This window comes from Dactylosporangium sp. NPDC048998, from assembly GCF_043197855.1.
Taxonomy (GTDB): domain Bacteria; phylum Actinomycetota; class Actinomycetes; order Mycobacteriales; family Micromonosporaceae; genus Dactylosporangium.
The window spans coordinates 528,491-546,820 of sequence record NZ_JBICTV010000003.1; the positions used below are offsets into that span (position 1 = coordinate 528,491).

Sequence of the window (18,330 nt, forward strand, 5' to 3'; positions counted from 1 at the left end):
CGGCCGAGCCAGGGATTAGTGTGGGGTCGTGACCCCCTTTTTCATCGCCGGCCGCCCGGCAAGCAGCGACGACGTCGTCGAGATCCGGCACCCGTATGACGGGCGCCCGGTCGGCAGCACCTCGAACGCCACCCCGGAGCAGGTGGAGGAGGCCGTGGCCGCGGCCGCGGCCGTCGCCGCCGAGGCCGCCGCCCTGCCCGCGAGCGCCCGGGCGGCCGCGCTCGACCACGTCAGCGCCCGGCTGAAGGAGCGCGCCGAAGAGGTCGCCCGGCTGATCACCGCCGAGAACGGCAAGCCGCTGAAGTGGGCGCGCGGCGAGGTCTCCCGCGCGGTGTCGACGTTCCGCTGGGCGGCCGAGGAGGCCCGGCGGTTCTCCGGCGCCCTGCAGCGGCTCGACACCGACCCGGCCGCCACCGGCCGGATCGCGCTGGTCAAGCGGGTGCCGAAGGGCCCGGTGCTGGGCATCGCGCCGTTCAACTTCCCGCTCAACCTGGTCGCGCACAAGGTCGCCCCGGCGCTGGCCGTCGGCGCGCCGATCGTGCTCAAGCCTGCCCCCGCGACCCCGCTCAGCGCGCTGCTGCTGGGCGAGATCCTGGCCGAGACGGAGCTGCCGGCCGGCATGTGGTCGATCGTGCCGATCCCGAACGACCGCGCGCCCGCCCTGGTCGCCGACCCGCGCCTGCCGGTCGTGTCGTTCACCGGCTCCGGGCCGGTCGGCTGGCAGATCCGCGACGCCGTGCCGCGCAAGCACGTGACCCTTGAGCTGGGCGGCAACGCCGCCGTGGTGGTCTGCGAGGACTGGGACGACCTGGACTGGGCCGCCGGCCGCATCGCCACGTTCTCCAACTATCAGGCCGGGCAGAGCTGCATCGCGGTGCAGCGGGTGTACGTCCACGACCGGCACTACGACGCGCTGGCCGACAAGCTCATCGCCGCCGTCGAGGCGCAGCGGACCGGCGACCCGAACGACGAGGCCACCGACGTCGGGCCGCTGATCAGCGAGGACGCCGCGAAGCGGGTCGAGGCGTGGGTCGGCGAGGCCGTCGCGGCCGGGGCCAAGCTCCTCGCCGGCGGCACCCGGGACGGCGCCTCCTTCGCGCCGACCGTGCTCACCGGCGTGCCCGCGGACGCGAAGGTCGTCAGCGAGGAGGTCTTCGGCCCGGTGCTGGTGCTGGCCCGCGTCGGCTCCGACTCCGACGGCTTCGCGGCCGTCAACGCCTCGCAGTACGGGCTGCAGTCCGGCGTCTTCACCCGGCGGCTCGACCGCGCGTTCGAGGCGCACCGCGTGCTCGACGTGGGCGGCGTGATCGTCGGCGACGTGCCGAGCTACCGGGCCGACCAGATGCCCTACGGCGGGGCGAAGGCCAGCGGGATCGGCCGCGAGGGGCTCGCCAGCGCGATGACCGACTACACCGAGGAACGGGTGATGGTCCTGACCGGCCTGCAGCTGTAGGGCGTCACTCCCACGCGGGGCGGGCCTCCCGCGACGAGGAGCCCGGCGGCTTCTCCTGGCTCTCGTAGAGCCGCTGGTCGAACACGTCGGGCTCCAGGAAGATGAAGCACTCGTACGACACCGCCTCGCGCACCCGCGCCTCGGCCCGGTTGATCGCGGCCGCCACGTGCGACATGGTCTCGTCGGCGCGCACCGCCACCTTGGCCGCGATCAGCAGCTGGTCGGGGCCGAGGTGCATGGTGCGCAGGTGGATCATCCGCTCGATCAGCGGCTCCCGCTCGATCGCCGACTCGATCTGCAGCAGCGTGCCGTTGTCGGCCGACTCGCCGATCAGCAGGCTGCGCATCCGCTGCGACAGCGTGATCGAGATGACGACCAGCAGCACCCCGATGGCCAGCGTGCCGGCCGCGTCCCAGCGCGCGTCACCGGTGACGACCGCGAGGGTGATGCCGATGAAGGCGAAGGTGAGGCCGGTCAGCGCGCCGAAGTCCTCGGCCAGCACTACCGGCAGCTCAGGGGAGCGGGTGGTGCGGATGAAGCGCAGCCACGGCGCGCCGCGGCGGGACGGCTGGGCCTCGTGCACGGCGGTGCGCAGCGAGAACGACTCCAGCACGACCGAGATGCCGAGCACGGCGAAGGCCCAAATCGGGTCCTCGACCGGCGTCGGGTCGTGCAGCTTCTCGTAGCCCTCGTACAGCGCGAACACGCCGCCCACCAGGAAGATGACCAGGGTGACGAGGAAGCCGTAGAAGTACCGGAACCGTGCGTAGCCGAACGGGTGCAGCTGGCTCGCCCGCTGCTGCGCGCGCCGCCCGCCGACGAGCAGCAGGATCTGGTTGGCGGTGTCGGCCACCGAGTGCACCGCCTCCGCGAGCAGCGCCGACGAGCCGGTGAACAGGAACGCCGCGAACTTGCTGAGCGCGATGCCGAGGTTGGCCGCCAGTGCCGCGACGATCGCCCGCAGGGAGTTACCTTCCTCCGCCATGCCTCATCCTCTACCACAAGCTTTCCTGGAACTCACATGAGCAACTCCGGACTGACACGTGCACGGAACGCAACCGCACTAGGCTCCCCGGTAGGAACAGCGACCACGACTAGGGGTGCGAGACTGTGATCGACCTGAGCCGGATCGTCAAGGCATACGACGTGCGGGGAACGGTGCCGGACCAGCTCAACGAGCCGGTGGCGGAGGCACTCGGGCGGGCGTTCGTGCAGACGCTGCGCTCGCGCGGGGAGTTCGCCGAGAAGATCGTCACCGCGCACGACATGCGGGCCTCGGGCCCGGCGCTGGCGGCCGCCTTCGCCGCCGGGGCGCGCGCGGAGGGTGCCGACATCCTGGAGGCCGGGCTGGGCTCCACCGACCTGCTCTACTACGCCTCGGGCGCGCTCGACCTGCCGGGCGCGATGTTCACGGCGAGTCACAATCCCGCGCAGTACAACGGGATCAAGCTCTGCAAGCAGGGCGCCAAGCCCGTCGGGCAGGACACCGGCCTCGCCGAGATCCGTCAGCGCGCGCAGGAGATCCTCGACAGCGGGGCGCCGCGGGTCACCGACGCCGAGCTCAAGGGCGGCGTCGAGCAGTACAGCCTGCTCGAACGCTACGCGACCTACCTGCTCAAGCTCGTTGACCTCTCCGCCATCCGGCCGCTGACGGTGGTCGTCGACGCCGGCAACGGTATGGGCGGCTACACGGTGCCGGCGGTGCTCGGCTCGGGGCTGCCGCTGACGATCATCCCGCTGTACTTCGAGCTCGACGGCACGTTCCCCAACCACGAGGCCAACCCGCTCGAGCCCGCCAACCTGGTCGACCTGCAGGCCAAGGTCCGCGAGACCGGCGCCGATCTCGGGCTCGCCTTCGACGGCGACGCCGACCGCTGCTTCGTCGTCGACGAGCGCGGCGACGCCGTCTCGCCCTCGGTGATCACGGCCATGGTCGCGGTCCGGGAACTGGCCAAGGAGCCCGGCGCCACGATCATCCACAATCTCATCACCTCGCACGTCGTGCCCGAGATCGTCCGGGAACACGGCGGTGTGCCCGTGCGCACCCGGGTCGGCCACTCGTTCATCAAGGCCGAGATGGCCCGCACCGGCGCGGTGTTCGGCGGCGAGCACTCCGCGCACTACTACTTCCGCGACTTCTGGGGCGCCGACACCGGCATGCTGGCCGCCCTGCACACCCTGGCCCTGCTCGGCGGGCAGGCCGCGCCGCTGTCGGCCCTGGCGAAGGACTACGAGCGCTACGCGGCCTCCGGCGAGATCAACTCGACCGTCGCCGACCAGGCCGCGAAGATGGCGGAGATCGAGCAGGCGTTCGGCGTTCCGGTCGATCGGCTCGACGGCATCACTCTCAGCTTCCCCGACGGCAGCTGGGCGAACGTCCGCCCGTCCAACACCGAGCCGCTGTTGCGGCTTAACGTTGAGGCGCCGACCGCGGAGCGGATGGCCGCCCTGCGCGATGAGATGCTGATCGTCATCCGCCGCTGACGATCAGCCGCACAAAGGAGAGTGGAACACGTGTCCGTGGACCCCGCCCTGCTTTCGATCCTGCGCTGCCCCGACGAGCATCACGCCGAGCTCGCCCTCGACGCGGAGGAGCAGACGTTGACCTGCACCGAATGCGGGCGGATCTTCGAGATCCGCGACGGCATCCCGGTGCTCCTGCTCGACGAGGCGCGCACGCCGGAGTCGGGTCCCGCCACGGCGGCCCCCACGCCGGACACCGACGCCGTGAGTGGCGAGGGTGGTGCCGCGTGAATCCGCTGGAGGGCACCGCGGGGGTCCGCGGGCATCGCGAGATCGACCTGGCGCTGCTGGACAACGCCGAGGCGCTGGAGCGCAACGACCCGGGCGGCATGCTGCGCGCGACCGCGTCGGCCGGCGCCCAGGTGCGGGAGGCGGCCACCCTGGCCGCCGAGACCGACCTGAGCGCGCTGGCCGACGAGGGCCGCCCGCGCGCGGTCGTCATCGCCGGGGTCGGCACCGCCGCACGCACCGGCGACATCCTCGAGACCGTCGCCGGGCCGCGCTGCCCGGTGCCGGTCCTCGCACACCGCAGCGCCGGCATCCCCGGCTGGGTCGGCGCCGCCGACGTCGTCATCGCCGTCTCGGCGTCCGGCCGCTCACCGGAGGCGCTCGCCGCCGCCGAGGCCGCCGGTCGCCGCGGTGCCCGGCTCGTCGCGATCGGCGCGCCCGACACCCAGCTGCACGCCCTGGCCGACCGCTTCCGCGCGCCGTTCATCCCGGTGCCGCGGCGCGCGCCGGCCCGGGCCAGCCTCTGGGGCCTGGCCGTGCCGGTCCTGCTGGCCGGCCGCCAGCTCGGCCTGGTCAAGGTCAACGAGGCCGACTTCGCCGAGACGGCCTCCCGCCTCGACGCCGACGCCGAGCGCTGCCGCACGGCGCTCGAGTTGTTCGTCAACCCCGGCAAGAGCCTGGCGCTCGACCTCGCCCACTCGGTGCCGATCGTCTGGGGCTCCTCGCCCCTGGCCACCGTCGCCGCCCGCCGCTTCGGCGACACGCTGGCCGCCAACGCCCGCTACCCCGCGGTCGTCGGCGCGCTCGGCGAGGCCGGCCGCGGCCGGGTCGGGCTCCTCGACGGGGTGTACGGCGGGCTGGCCGAGGCCGACCGCGACATCTTCGCCGACCCGGGGGAGGAGACGAGCACGGCCACCCGGCTGCGCCTCGTGCTGCTGCGCGACGGCGGCCTGACCGCCGACGACGAGGAGGGCGACGAGCCGGTCGCGGTCGAGGAGCGCCGCGCGGAGGCCGTGCAGGAGCTGGCCGAGGAGCGGGGCGTGCGGGTGAGCCTGATCACCGCGGAGGGTGGATCCCCTCTGGAACGATTGGCATCGCTCGTGGCCGTGCCGGACTTCGCCTCGATCTACCTCGGTCTCGCCCACGGCTTCGACCCGATGGCCGTCCCGGCCGTCTCGGAGATGAAGGAGCTGGTCAGTCCGTGAGAGGTCCGGAGCGAAGCGGAGGGGCCTCGAACCATGGGGCAGCGCCATCCTCGCATCGCCGTAGCGAAGCGGAGGCGATGTGAGCACTGAGGGTGGGACGAAGGCGATCTTGGCGGCGCTGGCCGCCAACCTCGGCATCGCCGTCACCAAGTTCGTCGCGTTCGTGCTGACCGGCTCGTCGTCGATGCTGGCCGAGGCGATCCACTCGGTCGCGGACTCCGGCAACCAGGGGCTGCTGCTGCTCGGCGGCAAGCAGTCCGAGAAGCGGGCGACCGCCCGCCACCCGTTCGGCTACGGGCGGGAGCGCTACATCTACGCCTTCGTCGTCGCCGTCGTGCTGTTCTTCGTCGGCGGCGTCTTCGCCATCTACGAGGCCTGGCACAAGATCACCGATCCCGAGCCGATCCGCTCCTGGCAGTGGGTCCCGGTCGCGGTGCTCGTCGCGGCGATCGTCATGGAGGGGCTGTCCTTCCGTACCGCCATCGGCGAGACCCGCAAGATCAAGGGCAAGGCCACCTGGGTGCAGTTCATCCGCCGGGCCAAGCAGCCGGAGCTCCCGGTCATCCTGCTGGAGGACTTCGCCGCCCTGGTCGGCCTCGTGCTGGCCCTCTTCGGCGTCGGCCTGACCCTGATCACCGGCAACGGCATCTGGGACGGCATCGGCACCGCCGCGATCGGCCTGCTGCTGATCGCCGTGGCCGCCGTCCTCGCGGTGGAGATGAAGAGCCTGCTGGTCGGCGAGGCGGCCACCCCGGAGCAGGTCGAGGCCATCGAGAAGGCGATCGTGGACGGCCCTGAGGTCGAGTGCGTGATCCACATGCGCACCGTGCACCTCGGCCCCGAGGAGCTGCTGGTCGCGGCGAAGATCGCGGTACGGCACAACGAGACGGCCGACGAGATCGCCCGCGGCATCGACGCCGCCGAGGCCCGCATCCGGGCCGCGGTGCCGATCGCCCGCGTGATCTACCTGGAGCCGGACATCTACCAGGCGAGCAAGGCCGGCCGCTCCGCAGCGGCGGCCGTCCCGACCAGCGCGGAGGCGCACTGACCGTGGAACTGCTGGAGAGCCCGATCCGCAAGTACGCCTGGGGGTCGCACAACGCGATCGCCACGCTGCAGGGCCGGCCGGCGCCGACCGCGGACCCGGAGGCGGAGCTGTGGATGGGCGCCCACCCGGCGAGCCCGTCCCGGCTCGCCGTGAGCGGCACCCCGCTCGTGGACGCCATCGCCGCCGACCCGGTGACGCTGCTCGGCGCGTCGAACGTCGAGCGGTTCGGCCCCCGGCTGCCGTTCCTGCTCAAGGTGCTCGCCGCCGCCAAGCCGCTGTCCCTGCAGGCCCACCCGACGCTGGAGCAGGCCCGCGCCGCGCACGCGGCCGGGCACCCCTCCTACGTCGACGCCTGGCACAAGCCGGAGATGCTGGTCGCGCTGACCGACTTCGACGCCCTGTGCGGCTTCCGCGACCCGGCTGCGGCCTCGCGCGACCTGGCCGCACTGGGCGTGACCCGGCTCAAGCCGACCGTGGACGCGCTGTCCCAGCCCGACCCCGCCGTCGCCCTGCACGACGCGGTCCGGGGCCTGCTCGCCAACCCCGACGCCGAGCTCGTGGCCGACGTCGTGACGGCCTGCCGCCCGCGCGCGGCCGAGCGGCCCGCCTACGACCTCGTGGTGTCGCTCGCCGCGCAATACCCGGGCGACTCCGGCGTCATCGTCGCCACGCTGCTCAACCGCATCCGCCTGCGCCCCACCGAGGCGGTCTGGATGCCGGCCGGCAACCTGCACGCCTACCTGCGGGGCGTCGGCGTCGAGATCATGGCCGCCTCGGACAACGTCCTACGCGGCGGCCTGACCCCCAAGCACGTCGACGTCGAGGAGCTGCTGCGGGTGCTGCGGTTCGAGGTCCTCGACGAGCCCGTGACCCGGCCGAACGTCCTCGGCCCGGGCCTGTTCGCCTACCCGGTCCCGATCGCCGACTTCACCCTGCACCGCGCGGTCGTCGACCCGGCCGTGCCGGCGGTACGCCTCCCCGGCGGCGGCCCGCGCATCGTCCTGTGCACGCGCGGCTCGATCAGCGTCGACGACGGCGCCGTCCCGGTGACCCTGCGGCAGGGCCAGGCGGCCTTCGCGCGGGCCGGGCGCAAGGAGCTGTCGCTGAGCGGCGCGGGCGAGGCCTTCCAGGCCGCCACGTCGTAGCACAGCCGCGAGGCCAACGCTTTGGGCCGGCACGCGGGCAAGCCCCCGCGTACCGGCCCGCGCCGTTCGCCGGCCGGCCCGGCACACCGTTCCTTACGGTCCGTGCTGGCCCGGTCTGGCCTCACGGTCGTGCCTCGCGCGGCCCTGACGGCACGCGCCACCCCGAGCGGTGCATATGCGAAATGTCGGATAAATGCGGACGCAGAGCGTCTGGATTTATCCGCGCCCACGGCGGATCAGATCAGCTCCGCTCGTCAGCCCTCCAACGTGTCCGAATTCAGGAGATTTGCTTGACATCCGAGTTGCGCAGAGTAGTGTTCTGACTACGCAAGGTTCGAGGTCAAGCCCGAGCCACATGCGGCGGAACCAAACCGGGGGGAAAGCGCGGGGCGGTGGGAGCGATCTCACCGCCCCGCGCGCTGTCCGGACCCGCTCTCGCGCGACCCGCACGCATCGCAGGGGCGATTGGAGCGAAGCGAGGCCGCCGCGTACCGTGAAGGGTCGCCGTTCGCCTATGCAGATCAGGAGATCGCATTGACCAGCACGCTGCCACCGCGGACCGTCGCCGACGGTGACTTCAAGGTGGCCGATCTGTCCCTCGCCGCGTTCGGGCGCAAGGAGATCCAGCTCGCCGAGCACGAGATGCCGGGCCTGATGGCCATCCGGCGTGAGTTCGCTGCCGCGCAGCCGCTGAAGGGTGCGCGGATCACCGGCTCGCTGCACATGACGATCCAGACCGCGGTGCTGATCGAGACCCTCGTCGCCCTCGGCGCGCAGGTCCGCTGGGCCAGCTGCAACATCTTCTCGACCCAGGACCACGCCGCCGCCGCGATCGCGGTGGGCCCCGAGGGCACCCCGGAGAAGCCGGCCGGTGTCCCGGTGTATGCCTGGAAGGGCGAGACCCTCGAAGAGTACTGGTGGTGCACCGAGCAGGTGCTGCTCTGGCCCGACGGCCAGGGCCCGAACATGATCCTCGACGACGGCGGCGACGCCACTCTGCTGGTGCACAAGGGCGCCGAGTTCGAGGGTGCCGGCGCGGTCCCGTCGCCGGACACCGCCGACTCCGAGGAGTACGCGGTCATCCTCGGGGTGCTGCAGCGCTCGCTGCAGGAGGACAACCGCCGCTGGACCCGTGTCGCGGCCGGCATCAAGGGCGTGACCGAGGAGACCACCACCGGCGTGCACCGGCTGTACGAGATGCAGCAGGCCGGCACGCTGCTCTTCCCGGCGATCAACGTCAACGACTCGGTCACCAAGTCGAAGTTCGACAACAAGTACGGCTGCCGCCACTCGCTCATCGATGGCATCAACCGCGCCACCGACGTGCTCATCGGCGGCAAGGTCGCGGTCGTCTTCGGCTACGGCGACGTCGGCAAGGGCTGCGCCGAGTCGCTGCGCGGCCAGGGCGCCCGGGTCATCGTGACCGAGGTCGACCCGATCTGCGCGCTGCAGGCCGCGATGGACGGCTACCAGGTGGCCACGGTCGAGGACGTCGTCGAGACCGCCGACATCTTCATCACCGCGACCGGTTGCCTCGACGTCATCACCGCCGAGCACATGGGCCGGATGAAGCACCAGGCGATCGTCGGCAACATCGGCCACTTCGACAACGAGATCGACATGGCCGGCCTGGCCCGCCGCTCGGACGTGACGCGGATCAACATCAAGCCGCAGGTCGACGAGTGGAAGTTCGACGACGGCCACTCGATCATCGTGCTGTCCGAGGGGCGCCTGCTGAACCTGGGCAACGCCACCGGTCACCCGTCGTTCGTGATGTCCAACAGCTTCGCCAACCAGTCGATCGCCCAGATCGAGCTGTTCACCAAGACCGACCAGTACCCGGTCGGCGTCTACACGCTGCCCAAGCACCTCGACGAGAAGGTCGCCCGGCTGCACCTGGACGCCCTGGGCGTCAAGCTCACCGAGCTGACCAAGAAGCAGGCCGAATACCTCGGCGTGCCGGTCGAGGGCCCCTACAAGGCGGACCACTACCGCTACTGAACGCATCAAGGAAGGGGGCCCCGCCGGGTGGATACCGGCGGGGCCTCTCCGCGTTCAGGAATATGACCGGGCTCACTCAGCCCCCGGCGCTTGAGGCCGTGGTCAATGGGGTCTAAGGTAATGCTGACCTAAGTAAGGTACGGCTAACCTGCGGAGCTCTGTATGACCGCCATCTACCTGATCGGACTGCGTGAGGGCCTCGAGATCACCCTTGTGGTGTCCATTCTCGTCGCATTCCTGGTCAAGAGCAATCGCAGGCACCTGCTCAAGTTCGTCTGGACCGGCGTCGTCGCCGCGTCCCTGCTCGCGATCGGGTTCGCCGCGCTGCTGCAGGCCGGCACCGCGTACCTCTCCGGCCCGCACCAGGAGCTGTTCGACGCGATCGCCTCGCTCGTCGCCGTCGCGTTCGTGACCTGGATGATCTTCTGGATGCGCCGGATGGCCCGCCAGATGGGCAAGGAGCTGCGCGGCAAGCTGGAGGGCGCGATCGAGGTCGGCCCGTTCGCGGTCGCCGGCATGGCCTTCCTCGCCGTCATCCGGGAGGGCCTGGAGACCGCGATCCTGTTCTTCGCCGCGGCGCAGGGCTCCGACACGCTTCAGCCGCTGATCGGCATCACGCTCGGCCTCGCCACCTCGATCGTGCTGGGCTACCTGCTCTACGCCAGCGCCATCCGGATCAACCTGACCAAGTTCTTCACCTGGACCGGCGCCCTGCTCGTGCTGGTGGCCGCCGGCATCTTCAAGTACGGCGTGCACGACCTGCAGGAGGCCAGCGTCGTGCCCGGCCTCAACAACCACGCCTACGACCTCACCGGCGCCCTGCCGCCGACCGCGTGGTACTCCGAGCTGCTGCGCGGCATGTTCAACTTCACGCCCCAGCCGTCCGTCCTGGAGACCATCGCCTGGGTCGCCTACGGGGTGCCCGTCCTCGTCCTGTTCCTGCTGCCGCTGCTGCGCAAGCCGGTCGCGCCCGAGCCGGTGGCGCCACAGCCGGCGAGCACCAGCGCCTGAATTCGCGACAAGCCCCTCCCGTAGGAGAACCATGCCTAAAACACGCCTGCTCGTACTCGGCGCCGTCCCGGCGCTCGCCCTCGCCGTGACCGGCTGCGGCGGCGGCAAGACCGGCGACCAGGCTGGCACCGGCGCGAGCGGCAACGGCAAGATCGCCGTGACCGCCACCGACACCGAGTGCAAGCTCGAGCGGACCGAGGCGGCCTCGGGCCCGGTCACCTTCACCATCAGCAACAAGGGCGCCAAGGTCACCGAGTTCTACGTGTACGCGACCGGCGACCGGATCGTCGGCGAGGTCGAGAACATCGCGCCCGGCCTGACCCGCGAGCTGATCATCGAGCTGCCGCCCGGCACCTACGAGACCGCCTGCAAGCCGGGCATGGTCGGCAACGGCATCCGGGGCGCGTTCAAGGCCACCGGCGAGAGCAGGCCGCTCACCGAGGATGCCAAGCTTGCCCAGGCCATCGGGGACTACCACCGGTACGTGCAGAGCCAGACCAGCGCGCTGATCGACAAGACGACCGAGTTCGTCAACGCGGTCAAGGCCGGCGACGTGGAGAAGGCCAAGGCGCTGTACCCGATCGCCCGCACCTACTGGGAGCGTATCGAGCCGGTCGCGGAGAGCTTCGGCGACCTCGACCCGGCCATCGACGCCCGCGAGGCCGACCTGGAGGCGGGCCAGGAGTGGACCGGCTTCCACAAGCTCGAGAAGGACCTCTGGGTCACCAAGGACATCAGCAAGTCCGGCCCGACCGCCGACAAGCTGCTCGCCGACGTCAAGACCATCGTCGAGAAGGCCGCCACCGCCCAGCTGTCCCCGCTGGAGCTCGCCAACGGGGCCAAGGAGCTGCTCGACGAGGTGGCCACCGGCAAGATCACCGGTGAGGAGGACGCCTTCTCGCACACCGACCTGTGGGACTTCGCGGCCAACCTCGAGGGCTCGCGGGCCGCGATCGCCGCGCTGCGCCCGGTGATCGCGGACAAGGACGCCGCGCTGGCCAAGACGCTCGATGAGAAGTTCGCCGCGGCGCAGGCCGAGCTCGACAAGTACCGCAGCGGCGACGGCTGGAAGCTGCACAACGAGCTGACCGAGCCGCAGCTGAAGGCCCTGGCCGACGCGATCAACGCGCTCGCCGAGCCGATCAGCAAGGTCGCGCCGCTCGTCGCCACGAGGTAGGTCCGTGGGCGCGCCCGGCCACCGGGCGCGCCTCCTGCCGTACCGAATCCGATTGAAGGGTTTTGACCATGGACCGCCGGAAGATGATCGGGCTCGCCGGTGCGGGCGCCGTCGGAGCCGCCGCCGCGGGCGTCATCGGCTCGCAGGTCTTCGATCGCGCCGAGCCCGCCCGGGCGGCCGACCCCGGCGCGGCCGTGCCCTTCTACGGCCCGCACCAGGCCGGCATCGTCACGCCCGCGCAGGACCGGCTGCACTTCGTCGCCTTCGACGTCATCACCGACAAGAAGGCCGAGGTCGTCGAGCTGTTGCAGAAGTGGACCGCGGCGGCGGCGCGGATGACCGCGGGCAAGGACGCCGGCACGATCGGTGCGGTCAACGGAGCCCCGGAGGCGGCCCCGGACGACACCGGCGAGGCGCTCGGCCTGCCGCCGTCCGGGCTCACCCTCACGGTCGGCTTCGGCCCGACGCTGTTCCGTGACGGGCAGGGTCAGGACCGCTTCGGCATCGCGGCCCGGCGCCCGGCGGCGCTGGCCGACCTGCCGCGGTTCGCCAAGGACGCGCTCAAGCCCGAGATCTCCGGTGGCGACCTGTGCGTGCAGGCCTGCGCGCACGACCCGCAGGTGGCCGTGCACGCGGTGCGCAACCTCGCGCGCATCGGCTTCGGCGTGGTCAGCGTGCGCTGGTCGCAGCTGGGCTTCGGGCGCACCTCCTCGACCTCGCGCAACCAGCAGACCGCGCGCAACCTGTTCGGCTTCAAGGACGGCACCGCCAATCTCAAGGCCGAGGACACCAAGCTGCTCGACGAGCAGTTGTGGGTGCAGTCCGGCGACGGCGAGGCGTGGATGACCGGCGGCTCCTACATGGTCACCCGCAAGATCCGGATGGTGATCGAGACGTGGGACCGCACCTCGCTGGCCGAACAGGAGGCGATCGTCGGGCGCGACAAGGGGGAGGGCGCCCCGCTCAGCGGCGCCAAGGAGTTCGACGAGCCGGTCTTCTCCGCCAACGGTACCGACGGGCGGCCGGCCATCGCCGCGAACGCGCACGTGCGCCTCGCCCACCCCGAGTTCAACGACGGCGCCCGGCTGCTGCGCCGCGGGTACAACTTCGTGGACGGCTCCGACGGCCTGGGCCGCCTCGACGCCGGGCTGTTCTTCATCGCCTACCAGCGCGACCCGCGCAAGCAGTTCGTGCCGATCCAGACGCGGCTGTCGCGCCAGGACGCGCTCAACGAGTACATCCGGCACGTGTCGAGCGGTTTGTTCGCATGCCCGCCGGGCATCACGTCGGCCGACGACTACTGGGGTCGTGCCCTGTTCGCCTAGGGTCGCCCCCTATGGTTGCCGGGTGGCGTTTCTAACTGGAAGGCAGATGCGGGCTTCGATCGCCGTCGTCGCGGCGGCCGGGTTGCTGCTCGGCGCATGCACCGGCGGCGGCGGGGCCAAGCCGTCGCCCACGGCCACGATCGGGTTCGCCGACTGCGAGAAGAACCCGACGACCTGCAACGGCGGCGACATCAAGCTGGGCGGCTCGTACACCTACGGCCTCGACCAGCCGATCACCAGCTGGAACGTCAACACGGCGGCGGGAAACACGCCCGCGACCAAGCAGGCGCTCTCCGGACTGCTGCCACAGGTGTTCAAGGTCGACCCGCAGGGCCGCCTGCAGCTCAACGCCGACCTGGTGAGTTCCGCCGACATCACCAACCAGAACCCCGAGACGATCGTCTACAAGATCCGTCCGGACGCGGTCTGGAACGACGGCATCCCGATCACCGCCGACGACTTCATCCTGACCTGGAAGCAGAACTCCGGTAACCCGGCGCACTGCTCGGCCTGCACCCCCGCCAGCACCGCGGGGTACGACGTGATCAAGAGCATCGTCGGCTCCGACGCCGGCAAGACCGTGACGATGACCTTCACCGACGGCAAGACGTTCGGCGACTGGAAGGGCGACTTCTCCAACGACGGCCTCTACCCGTCGCACCTGGCCACCAAGCAGGGCTTCGACCTGGCCAAGCCGGAGGGCGTGGCCGGCGCCGCCGACTGGTTCAGCCGGACCGTGCCGACGTGGTCGGGCGGCCCGTACCAGATCGAGTCGTTCGCCAAGGACCAGTCGCTGGTGCTGAAGAAGAACGACAAGTGGTACGGCAAGATCAAGCCGTCGCTGGACCGGATCACCTTCAAGTTCGTGCTCGACCCGGCCGCCATCATCCCCGCGCTGCGCGCCAAGGAGCTCACCGGCATGTCGCCGCAGCCCAGCCAGGCGCTGATCGCCGGCGTGGCCGGCACCCCCGGGGTGATCTACGAGGTCGGGGAGAGCTACGCGTGGGAGCACCTGACGCTCAACCTGAAGAACAAGTACCTCGCCGATCCCGTCCTGCGCCGGGCCATGTTCACCGCGGTGAACGTCAAGACCGTCGTGGAGAAGACGTACGGCGCGTTCGACAAGAACCTCAAGCCGCTGGGCAGCCACAACTTTGTGCCCGGCGACACGGGGTACAAGGACGTCGTCAGCGGCACCGGGCAGGGCTCCGGCGACGCGAACAAGGCGAAGAAGCTGCTCACCGACGCCGGTTACAAGATCGAGAACGGCCACCTGGTGACGAAGGCCGGCGAGGCGGTGCCCGCCCTGCGCCTGCGCTACGACAACGACAACGCCATCCGCGCCGCGGCCGCCGAGCAGATCGCCGCCGCGCTGAAGGCGATCGGCGTGGAGGCCCGGGCCGAGACCACCGAAGGGCTCGCGCTGACGCTCAGCACCGGCGACTTCGACCTGGTCCTCGCCGAGTGGGTGAACGGGCCGCTCTACCAGGGCGCGCCGGAGCGGCGGTGGTCGACGGGCGCGCCGGGCAACTTCGGCGGGTACTCCAACGCGGAACTCGACCGGCTGGTGCACTCCGCTGCGGTGGACGTCGACCCGAGGCACGCCGCCGACCTGCTCAACCAGGCCGACGACCTGCTGACCAAGGACGCCTACGTGCTGCCGCTGATGCAGCGGCCGACGCTGACGTTCACCTACCAGGAGTACGCGAACATCCGCGACAACCCGTCGGTGTGGGGCCCGACGTACAACATCCAGGAATGGGGCCAGCGGGCCGCCTGAGCCCCGGCTACCGCAGCGGGGCCGGCGGCCGGACGGCCGGCGGTGGCTGGGCGGCCGGCAGCGTCCACGGAACGGCCGGCGCCGGTGGGCCGGCCACGATCGTCGGGACGGGCCGGCGCGGCGCCATCGCTGCGGCCAGGCCGGGCCAGACGCTGGCGGAGGCGGCGCGGGCCCGGGCCAGCCGGTGGCTCGCCCGGCGGTGCCGCTCGGCCAGGACGGCGGCGAGGTAGGCCCAGCCCGGGACGCCCGGCGGGGGCGGCGGCGTGGTACAGCTCGCCACCTCGCTGGCCAGCGCCTGCCCCAGCGCGGTGCGGGCCGGCTCGCCGATCTCGCGGTTGCGCGCCAGGAAGTGCCGCACCGCCAGCGCCAGGCTGTCGTCCAGCCCGGTCAGGTCGAGCAGCGCCGCCCACTGCGCCAGCGGCGGCGGCATCGCCGGCACCCAACCCCAGCTCGCCGGCGTGCGCTCGTGGATCACGATCGTGCCGGCGACCAGGTCGCCGATGCGCTTGCCGCTCGGGTTGAGCATGAGCACGCCGAGGCCGGCCAGCCAGGACGCCACCGGGAACAGCAGGCCGGGCCACTCGATCGCGAGGCCGACCAGCGAGCGCGCCAGCGCGTGGCGGAACCGGATCGGGCCGCCGTCGTCGCGCACCACGCGCAGGCCCATCGCGAGCTTGCCGGGGGTGCGCCCGCGCAGCAGAGTCTCCCAGAACACCGGGTAGCCGACCAGCACGAGCGTCAGGTCGATCACCATCAGCGCCTGGCCGAGGCCGCCGTCGAAAAGGCTGACCTTGACCGTCAGGTAGATCACCAGGGCGGTCGCCATGAGCAGCGCGGTGAGCAGCACCAGCTGCAGGATGATGTCGAGCAGCAGTGCGAGGACCCGCGACCCGGCCCGGGCCACGCGCACCTCGAGCTCGACGGCCTCGCCGCTGACCAGGCGCTCGCCGGGGGCCGCCGGGGCCGAGGTGTCCTTCATGGCAAGCAGTGTCCTACAGCGGGGCACCCCTCGCGTGCCCCGCCCGTTTACGCTGCCGGGGTGGATCTGGACGCGTACGTCGCCGAGCACGGCGCCGAGTGGCGGCGGCTGGACGAGCTCTCCCGGCGTCGGCGGCTCAACGCGGCCGAGGCCGACGAGCTCGTGGCGCTGTACCAGCGCGCGGCCACCCATCTGTCGCTCATCCGCAGCCGCTCGCCCGACCCGATCCTGATCGCGCGGCTGTCCCGCCTGGTCCTGGCCGCCCGCAACGCGCTCACCGGCGCGCCCTCGTTCTCCCTCGCCGGGGTGGGCCGGTTCTTCACCCGGACCTTCCCGCTGGCCGTGTATCGCGCCTGGCCGTGGTGGTGCGGGGTGGCGACGGCGTTCTCGGTGCTCACGTTCGCTCTGATGGCATACGTCGCCGCCAACCCCGAGGTGGCCGGATATTTCCTCAGCGACGCCGACATCGACGACCTCGTCAACAGCAGCTTCGAGGGCTACTACAGCGAGTACCTGCCGCAAAACTCGTTCCTGCGCGTCTGGACCCACAACGCCCTGCTCACCGGCATGGCCCTGGCCTCCGGCGTGGCCTTCCTCCCGGTGGTCTACCTGCTGTTCCAGAACGCCCTGAACGTCGGCCTGATCGGCGGCATCATGATCGCCTACGGCCACGGCGACGTGTTCTTCGGCCTGATCGTGCCGCACGGCCTGCTCGAGCTCACCGCCGTCTTCATCGGCGCCGGGGTGGGGCTGCGCATCGGCTGGGCGTGGGTCGCACCCGGGCCGCTGCGCACGCGCGGGCGGGCGCTGGCCGAGACCGCGATCGAGGGCATCCTGGTGGCGCTGGGGCTGGTCGCGGTGCTGCTCGTCAGCGGCCTGCTGGAGGGCTTCGTGACGCCGGCGCCGCTGCCGAACATCGTCAAGGACTTCATCGGGTTCGTGGTGTGGGTGGCGTTTCTGGTGTACGTCTTCGTCCTGGGCCGCAAGGCCGAGCGCGAGGTCGGGTCGACGGCGATCGAGGGCGAGGTGCCCGAGGCGGCGCTGCCAGCCGTCTGACCCCTCGTTGATCGCGGGCCCGGCGCCGCCGCGCTCAGAGCCGCCCGGCGTGCTTTAGCGCGAGGTAGTGGTCGGTCAGGCGGGATGCGAACTCGTCCGCCGCCGCGTCGACGACCTCCACGCCGTGGTGGCGCAGCGCGGCGGCGACCCGGTCGCGCTCGGCGAGCGCGCGCTGGGCGGCTGCGGCGGCGTACACCTCGGCGGGGGCCGCGTCGGGCCGCACGCGCGCCATTCGCGCCAGCTCCGGGTCGTGCACCGCGGCGACGATCACCTTGTGCCGGGCCGCGAGCTGCGGGAGGACGGGCAGCAGCCCCTCGCCGAGCGCGCCGGGCTCCAGAGCGGTGAAGAGCACGACGAGCGCCCGCTTGCGCTCGCGGCGCAGGACCTCGCCCACGACCAGCCCGAAGTCGGTCTCGACCAGGGCCGGCTCCAACGGCGCCATCGCGGTGACCAGCCGGAACAGCAGGGTGTGCTGCTCGACGTTGGTGACCGAGGCGCGCACGGCGGTGTCGACGGCGAGCAGGTCGACCCGGTCGTCGGCGCGCGCCGCCACCGAGGCGAGCAGCAGCGCGGCGTCCATGGCCGCGTCGAGGCGGGGCTCGTCGCCGATGCGGGCGGCCGAGGTACGCCCCGTGTCCAGGACGCAGACGAGCCGCCGGTCGCGCTCGGGGCGCCAGGTGCGCACCACGACGTCGGAGCGGCGGGCGCTGCCGCGCCAGTCGATCGACCGCACGTCGTCGCCGAGCACGTATTCGCGCAGCGTGTCGAACTCGGTGCCCTGGCCGCGGCCGCGGGTCACGACCGAGCCGTCCAGCACGCGCAGGCGGGAGAGCTTCTCGGGCAGGAGGCGGCGGGAGTTGAACCGGGGGTACACCCGCAGCCGCCACGCCGGGGTGAGCCGGTCGGCGGTCGCCCGGCTCGTCTGCCGGTACGTCAGCCGGAGCGGCCCGTAGCTGCGCACCAGCACCCGCACGGCCGGCCGGTCGCCGCGCCGCGTCGGGGTGAGCGCGGTGGTGACGGCGACCGCGCGGCCGGGCTCGATCCGCACGTCCTGCATCGTCGGGGCGGCGCCCGCGGACGGCACCCAGGCGTCGCGAACGCGCCCGGCCAGCACCCGGTTGGACCGGTTCTGCAGCAGCAGCGTGACCTGCCCGGTCTCGCCGAGCCACAGCGACTGGTCGCCGCTTCGGCTCATGCGCAGCAGCTTCGGCGACGCGGCGCCGAGGAGATCCACGACGCATGCGGCGGCCACCACGAGCACGATCGCGCCGGCCGCGATCCACAGCCCCACGGCCGGGATGGCCGGGCCCGCGACGGCGCCGACGAGCGCCAGGAGCACGGTCCCGGCCCCCAGCAGCGCCGCCGCCCGCCATGTGATCATGCGTCGCCCTTCGCCGCC

15 protein-coding genes are annotated in these 18,330 nt (G+C 71.9%); 12 read left to right on the forward strand and 3 right to left on the reverse strand.

Features of this window, described 5'->3' with window-relative positions; all coding sequences use genetic code 11:
- Positions 1–28: 28 nt before the first annotated feature.
- Entirely contained in the window at positions 29–1,453 is a 1,425-nt protein-coding gene (locus ACGFI8_RS09885; protein WP_392802464.1) for an aldehyde dehydrogenase family protein, read from the forward strand.
- A 4-nt stretch (positions 1,454–1,457) separates the two neighbouring features.
- Here ACGFI8_RS09885 and ACGFI8_RS09890 read toward each other — a convergent pair whose 3' ends face one another.
- Positions 1,458–2,438: a cation diffusion facilitator family transporter gene (locus ACGFI8_RS09890; RefSeq protein ID WP_392802467.1), complete on the reverse strand. Its 981-nt coding sequence runs from the start codon at positions 2,436–2,438 to the stop codon at positions 1,458–1,460.
- Positions 2,439–2,563: 125 nt separating this feature from the next.
- On the opposite strand from ACGFI8_RS09890, the gene ACGFI8_RS09895 reads away from it, so the two are divergent.
- The 10 genes from ACGFI8_RS09895 (at position 2,564) to ACGFI8_RS09940 (ending at position 14,896) form a co-directional block, all read left to right on the forward strand.
- The gene (locus ACGFI8_RS09895; protein ID WP_392802470.1) at positions 2,564–3,937 is read left to right on the forward strand and encodes a phosphomannomutase/phosphoglucomutase; all 1,374 of its coding nucleotides are present in this window, start codon (positions 2,564–2,566) and stop codon (positions 3,935–3,937) included.
- 30 nt (positions 3,938–3,967) lie between these two features.
- Positions 3,968–4,207, forward strand: coding sequence for a Trm112 family protein (locus ACGFI8_RS09900; protein ID WP_392802473.1), 240 nt, complete (start codon positions 3,968–3,970; stop codon positions 4,205–4,207).
- A gap of 5 nt (positions 4,208–4,212) precedes the next feature.
- Complete coding sequence (locus ACGFI8_RS09905) at positions 4,213–5,409, forward strand: SIS domain-containing protein (protein WP_392802891.1); 1,197 nt, start codon at positions 4,213–4,215, stop codon at positions 5,407–5,409.
- Positions 5,410–5,488: 79 nt separating this feature from the next.
- The gene (locus ACGFI8_RS09910; protein ID WP_392802475.1) at positions 5,489–6,457 is read left to right on the forward strand and encodes a cation diffusion facilitator family transporter; all 969 of its coding nucleotides are present in this window, start codon (positions 5,489–5,491) and stop codon (positions 6,455–6,457) included.
- 2 nt (positions 6,458–6,459) lie between these two features.
- Entirely contained in the window at positions 6,460–7,602 is a 1,143-nt protein-coding gene (gene manA / locus ACGFI8_RS09915; protein WP_392802478.1) for a mannose-6-phosphate isomerase, class I, read from the forward strand.
- Between the two features lie 534 nt (positions 7,603–8,136).
- Positions 8,137–9,603, forward strand: coding sequence for an adenosylhomocysteinase (ahcY, locus tag ACGFI8_RS09920; RefSeq protein WP_392802481.1), 1,467 nt, complete (start codon positions 8,137–8,139; stop codon positions 9,601–9,603).
- Between the two features lie 162 nt (positions 9,604–9,765).
- Positions 9,766–10,614: an iron uptake transporter permease EfeU gene (gene efeU, locus ACGFI8_RS09925; RefSeq protein ID WP_392802483.1), complete on the forward strand. Its 849-nt coding sequence runs from the start codon at positions 9,766–9,768 to the stop codon at positions 10,612–10,614.
- A gap of 31 nt (positions 10,615–10,645) precedes the next feature.
- Positions 10,646–11,791, forward strand: coding sequence for an iron uptake system protein EfeO (efeO, locus tag ACGFI8_RS09930; protein ID WP_392802485.1), 1,146 nt, complete (start codon positions 10,646–10,648; stop codon positions 11,789–11,791).
- A gap of 68 nt (positions 11,792–11,859) precedes the next feature.
- Entirely contained in the window at positions 11,860–13,116 is a 1,257-nt protein-coding gene (gene efeB, locus ACGFI8_RS09935) for an iron uptake transporter deferrochelatase/peroxidase subunit (protein ID WP_392802488.1), read from the forward strand.
- 46 nt (positions 13,117–13,162) lie between these two features.
- A complete protein-coding gene (locus tag ACGFI8_RS09940; RefSeq protein ID WP_392802490.1) occupies positions 13,163–14,896 on the forward strand; it encodes an ABC transporter family substrate-binding protein in 1,734 nt (577 codons plus the stop codon).
- A 7-nt stretch (positions 14,897–14,903) separates the two neighbouring features.
- Here ACGFI8_RS09940 and ACGFI8_RS09945 read toward each other — a convergent pair whose 3' ends face one another.
- Positions 14,904–15,875 carry an RDD family protein gene (locus ACGFI8_RS09945; RefSeq protein WP_392802492.1) on the reverse strand — a complete coding sequence of 324 codons (972 nt, stop codon included), beginning with the start codon at positions 15,873–15,875 and terminating at the stop codon, positions 14,904–14,906.
- Positions 15,876–15,935: 60 nt separating this feature from the next.
- Here ACGFI8_RS09945 and ACGFI8_RS09950 point away from each other — a divergent pair, with 60 nt between their 5' ends.
- A complete protein-coding gene (locus tag ACGFI8_RS09950) occupies positions 15,936–16,931 on the forward strand; it encodes a stage II sporulation protein M (RefSeq protein ID WP_392802495.1) in 996 nt (331 codons plus the stop codon).
- A gap of 34 nt (positions 16,932–16,965) precedes the next feature.
- On the opposite strand, the gene ACGFI8_RS09955 is transcribed toward ACGFI8_RS09950, so the two are convergent.
- A complete protein-coding gene (locus tag ACGFI8_RS09955; protein WP_392802497.1) occupies positions 16,966–18,312 on the reverse strand; it encodes a DUF58 domain-containing protein in 1,347 nt (448 codons plus the stop codon).
- Between the last annotated feature and the right edge of the window lie 18 nt (positions 18,313–18,330).

Bases quoted from the DNA above. Each gene is read 5' to 3' on its own strand.
- ACGFI8_RS09890 (WP_392802467.1), bottom strand. From the start codon at position 2,438: ATGGCGGAGGAAGGTAACTCCCTGCGGGCGATCGTCGCGGCACTGGCG.
- efeU (WP_392802483.1), top strand. From the start codon at position 9,766: ATGACCGCCATCTACCTGATCGGACTGCGTGAGGGCCTCGAGATCACC.
- efeO (WP_392802485.1), top strand. From the start codon at position 10,646: ATGCCTAAAACACGCCTGCTCGTACTCGGCGCCGTCCCGGCGCTCGCC.
- efeB (WP_392802488.1), top strand. From the start codon at position 11,860: ATGGACCGCCGGAAGATGATCGGGCTCGCCGGTGCGGGCGCCGTCGGA.
- ACGFI8_RS09940 (WP_392802490.1), top strand. From the start codon at position 13,163: ATGCGGGCTTCGATCGCCGTCGTCGCGGCGGCCGGGTTGCTGCTCGGC.
- ACGFI8_RS09945 (WP_392802492.1), bottom strand. From the start codon at position 15,875: ATGAAGGACACCTCGGCCCCGGCGGCCCCCGGCGAGCGCCTGGTCAGC.
- ACGFI8_RS09955 (WP_392802497.1), bottom strand. From the start codon at position 18,312: ATGATCACATGGCGGGCGGCGGCGCTGCTGGGGGCCGGGACCGTGCTC.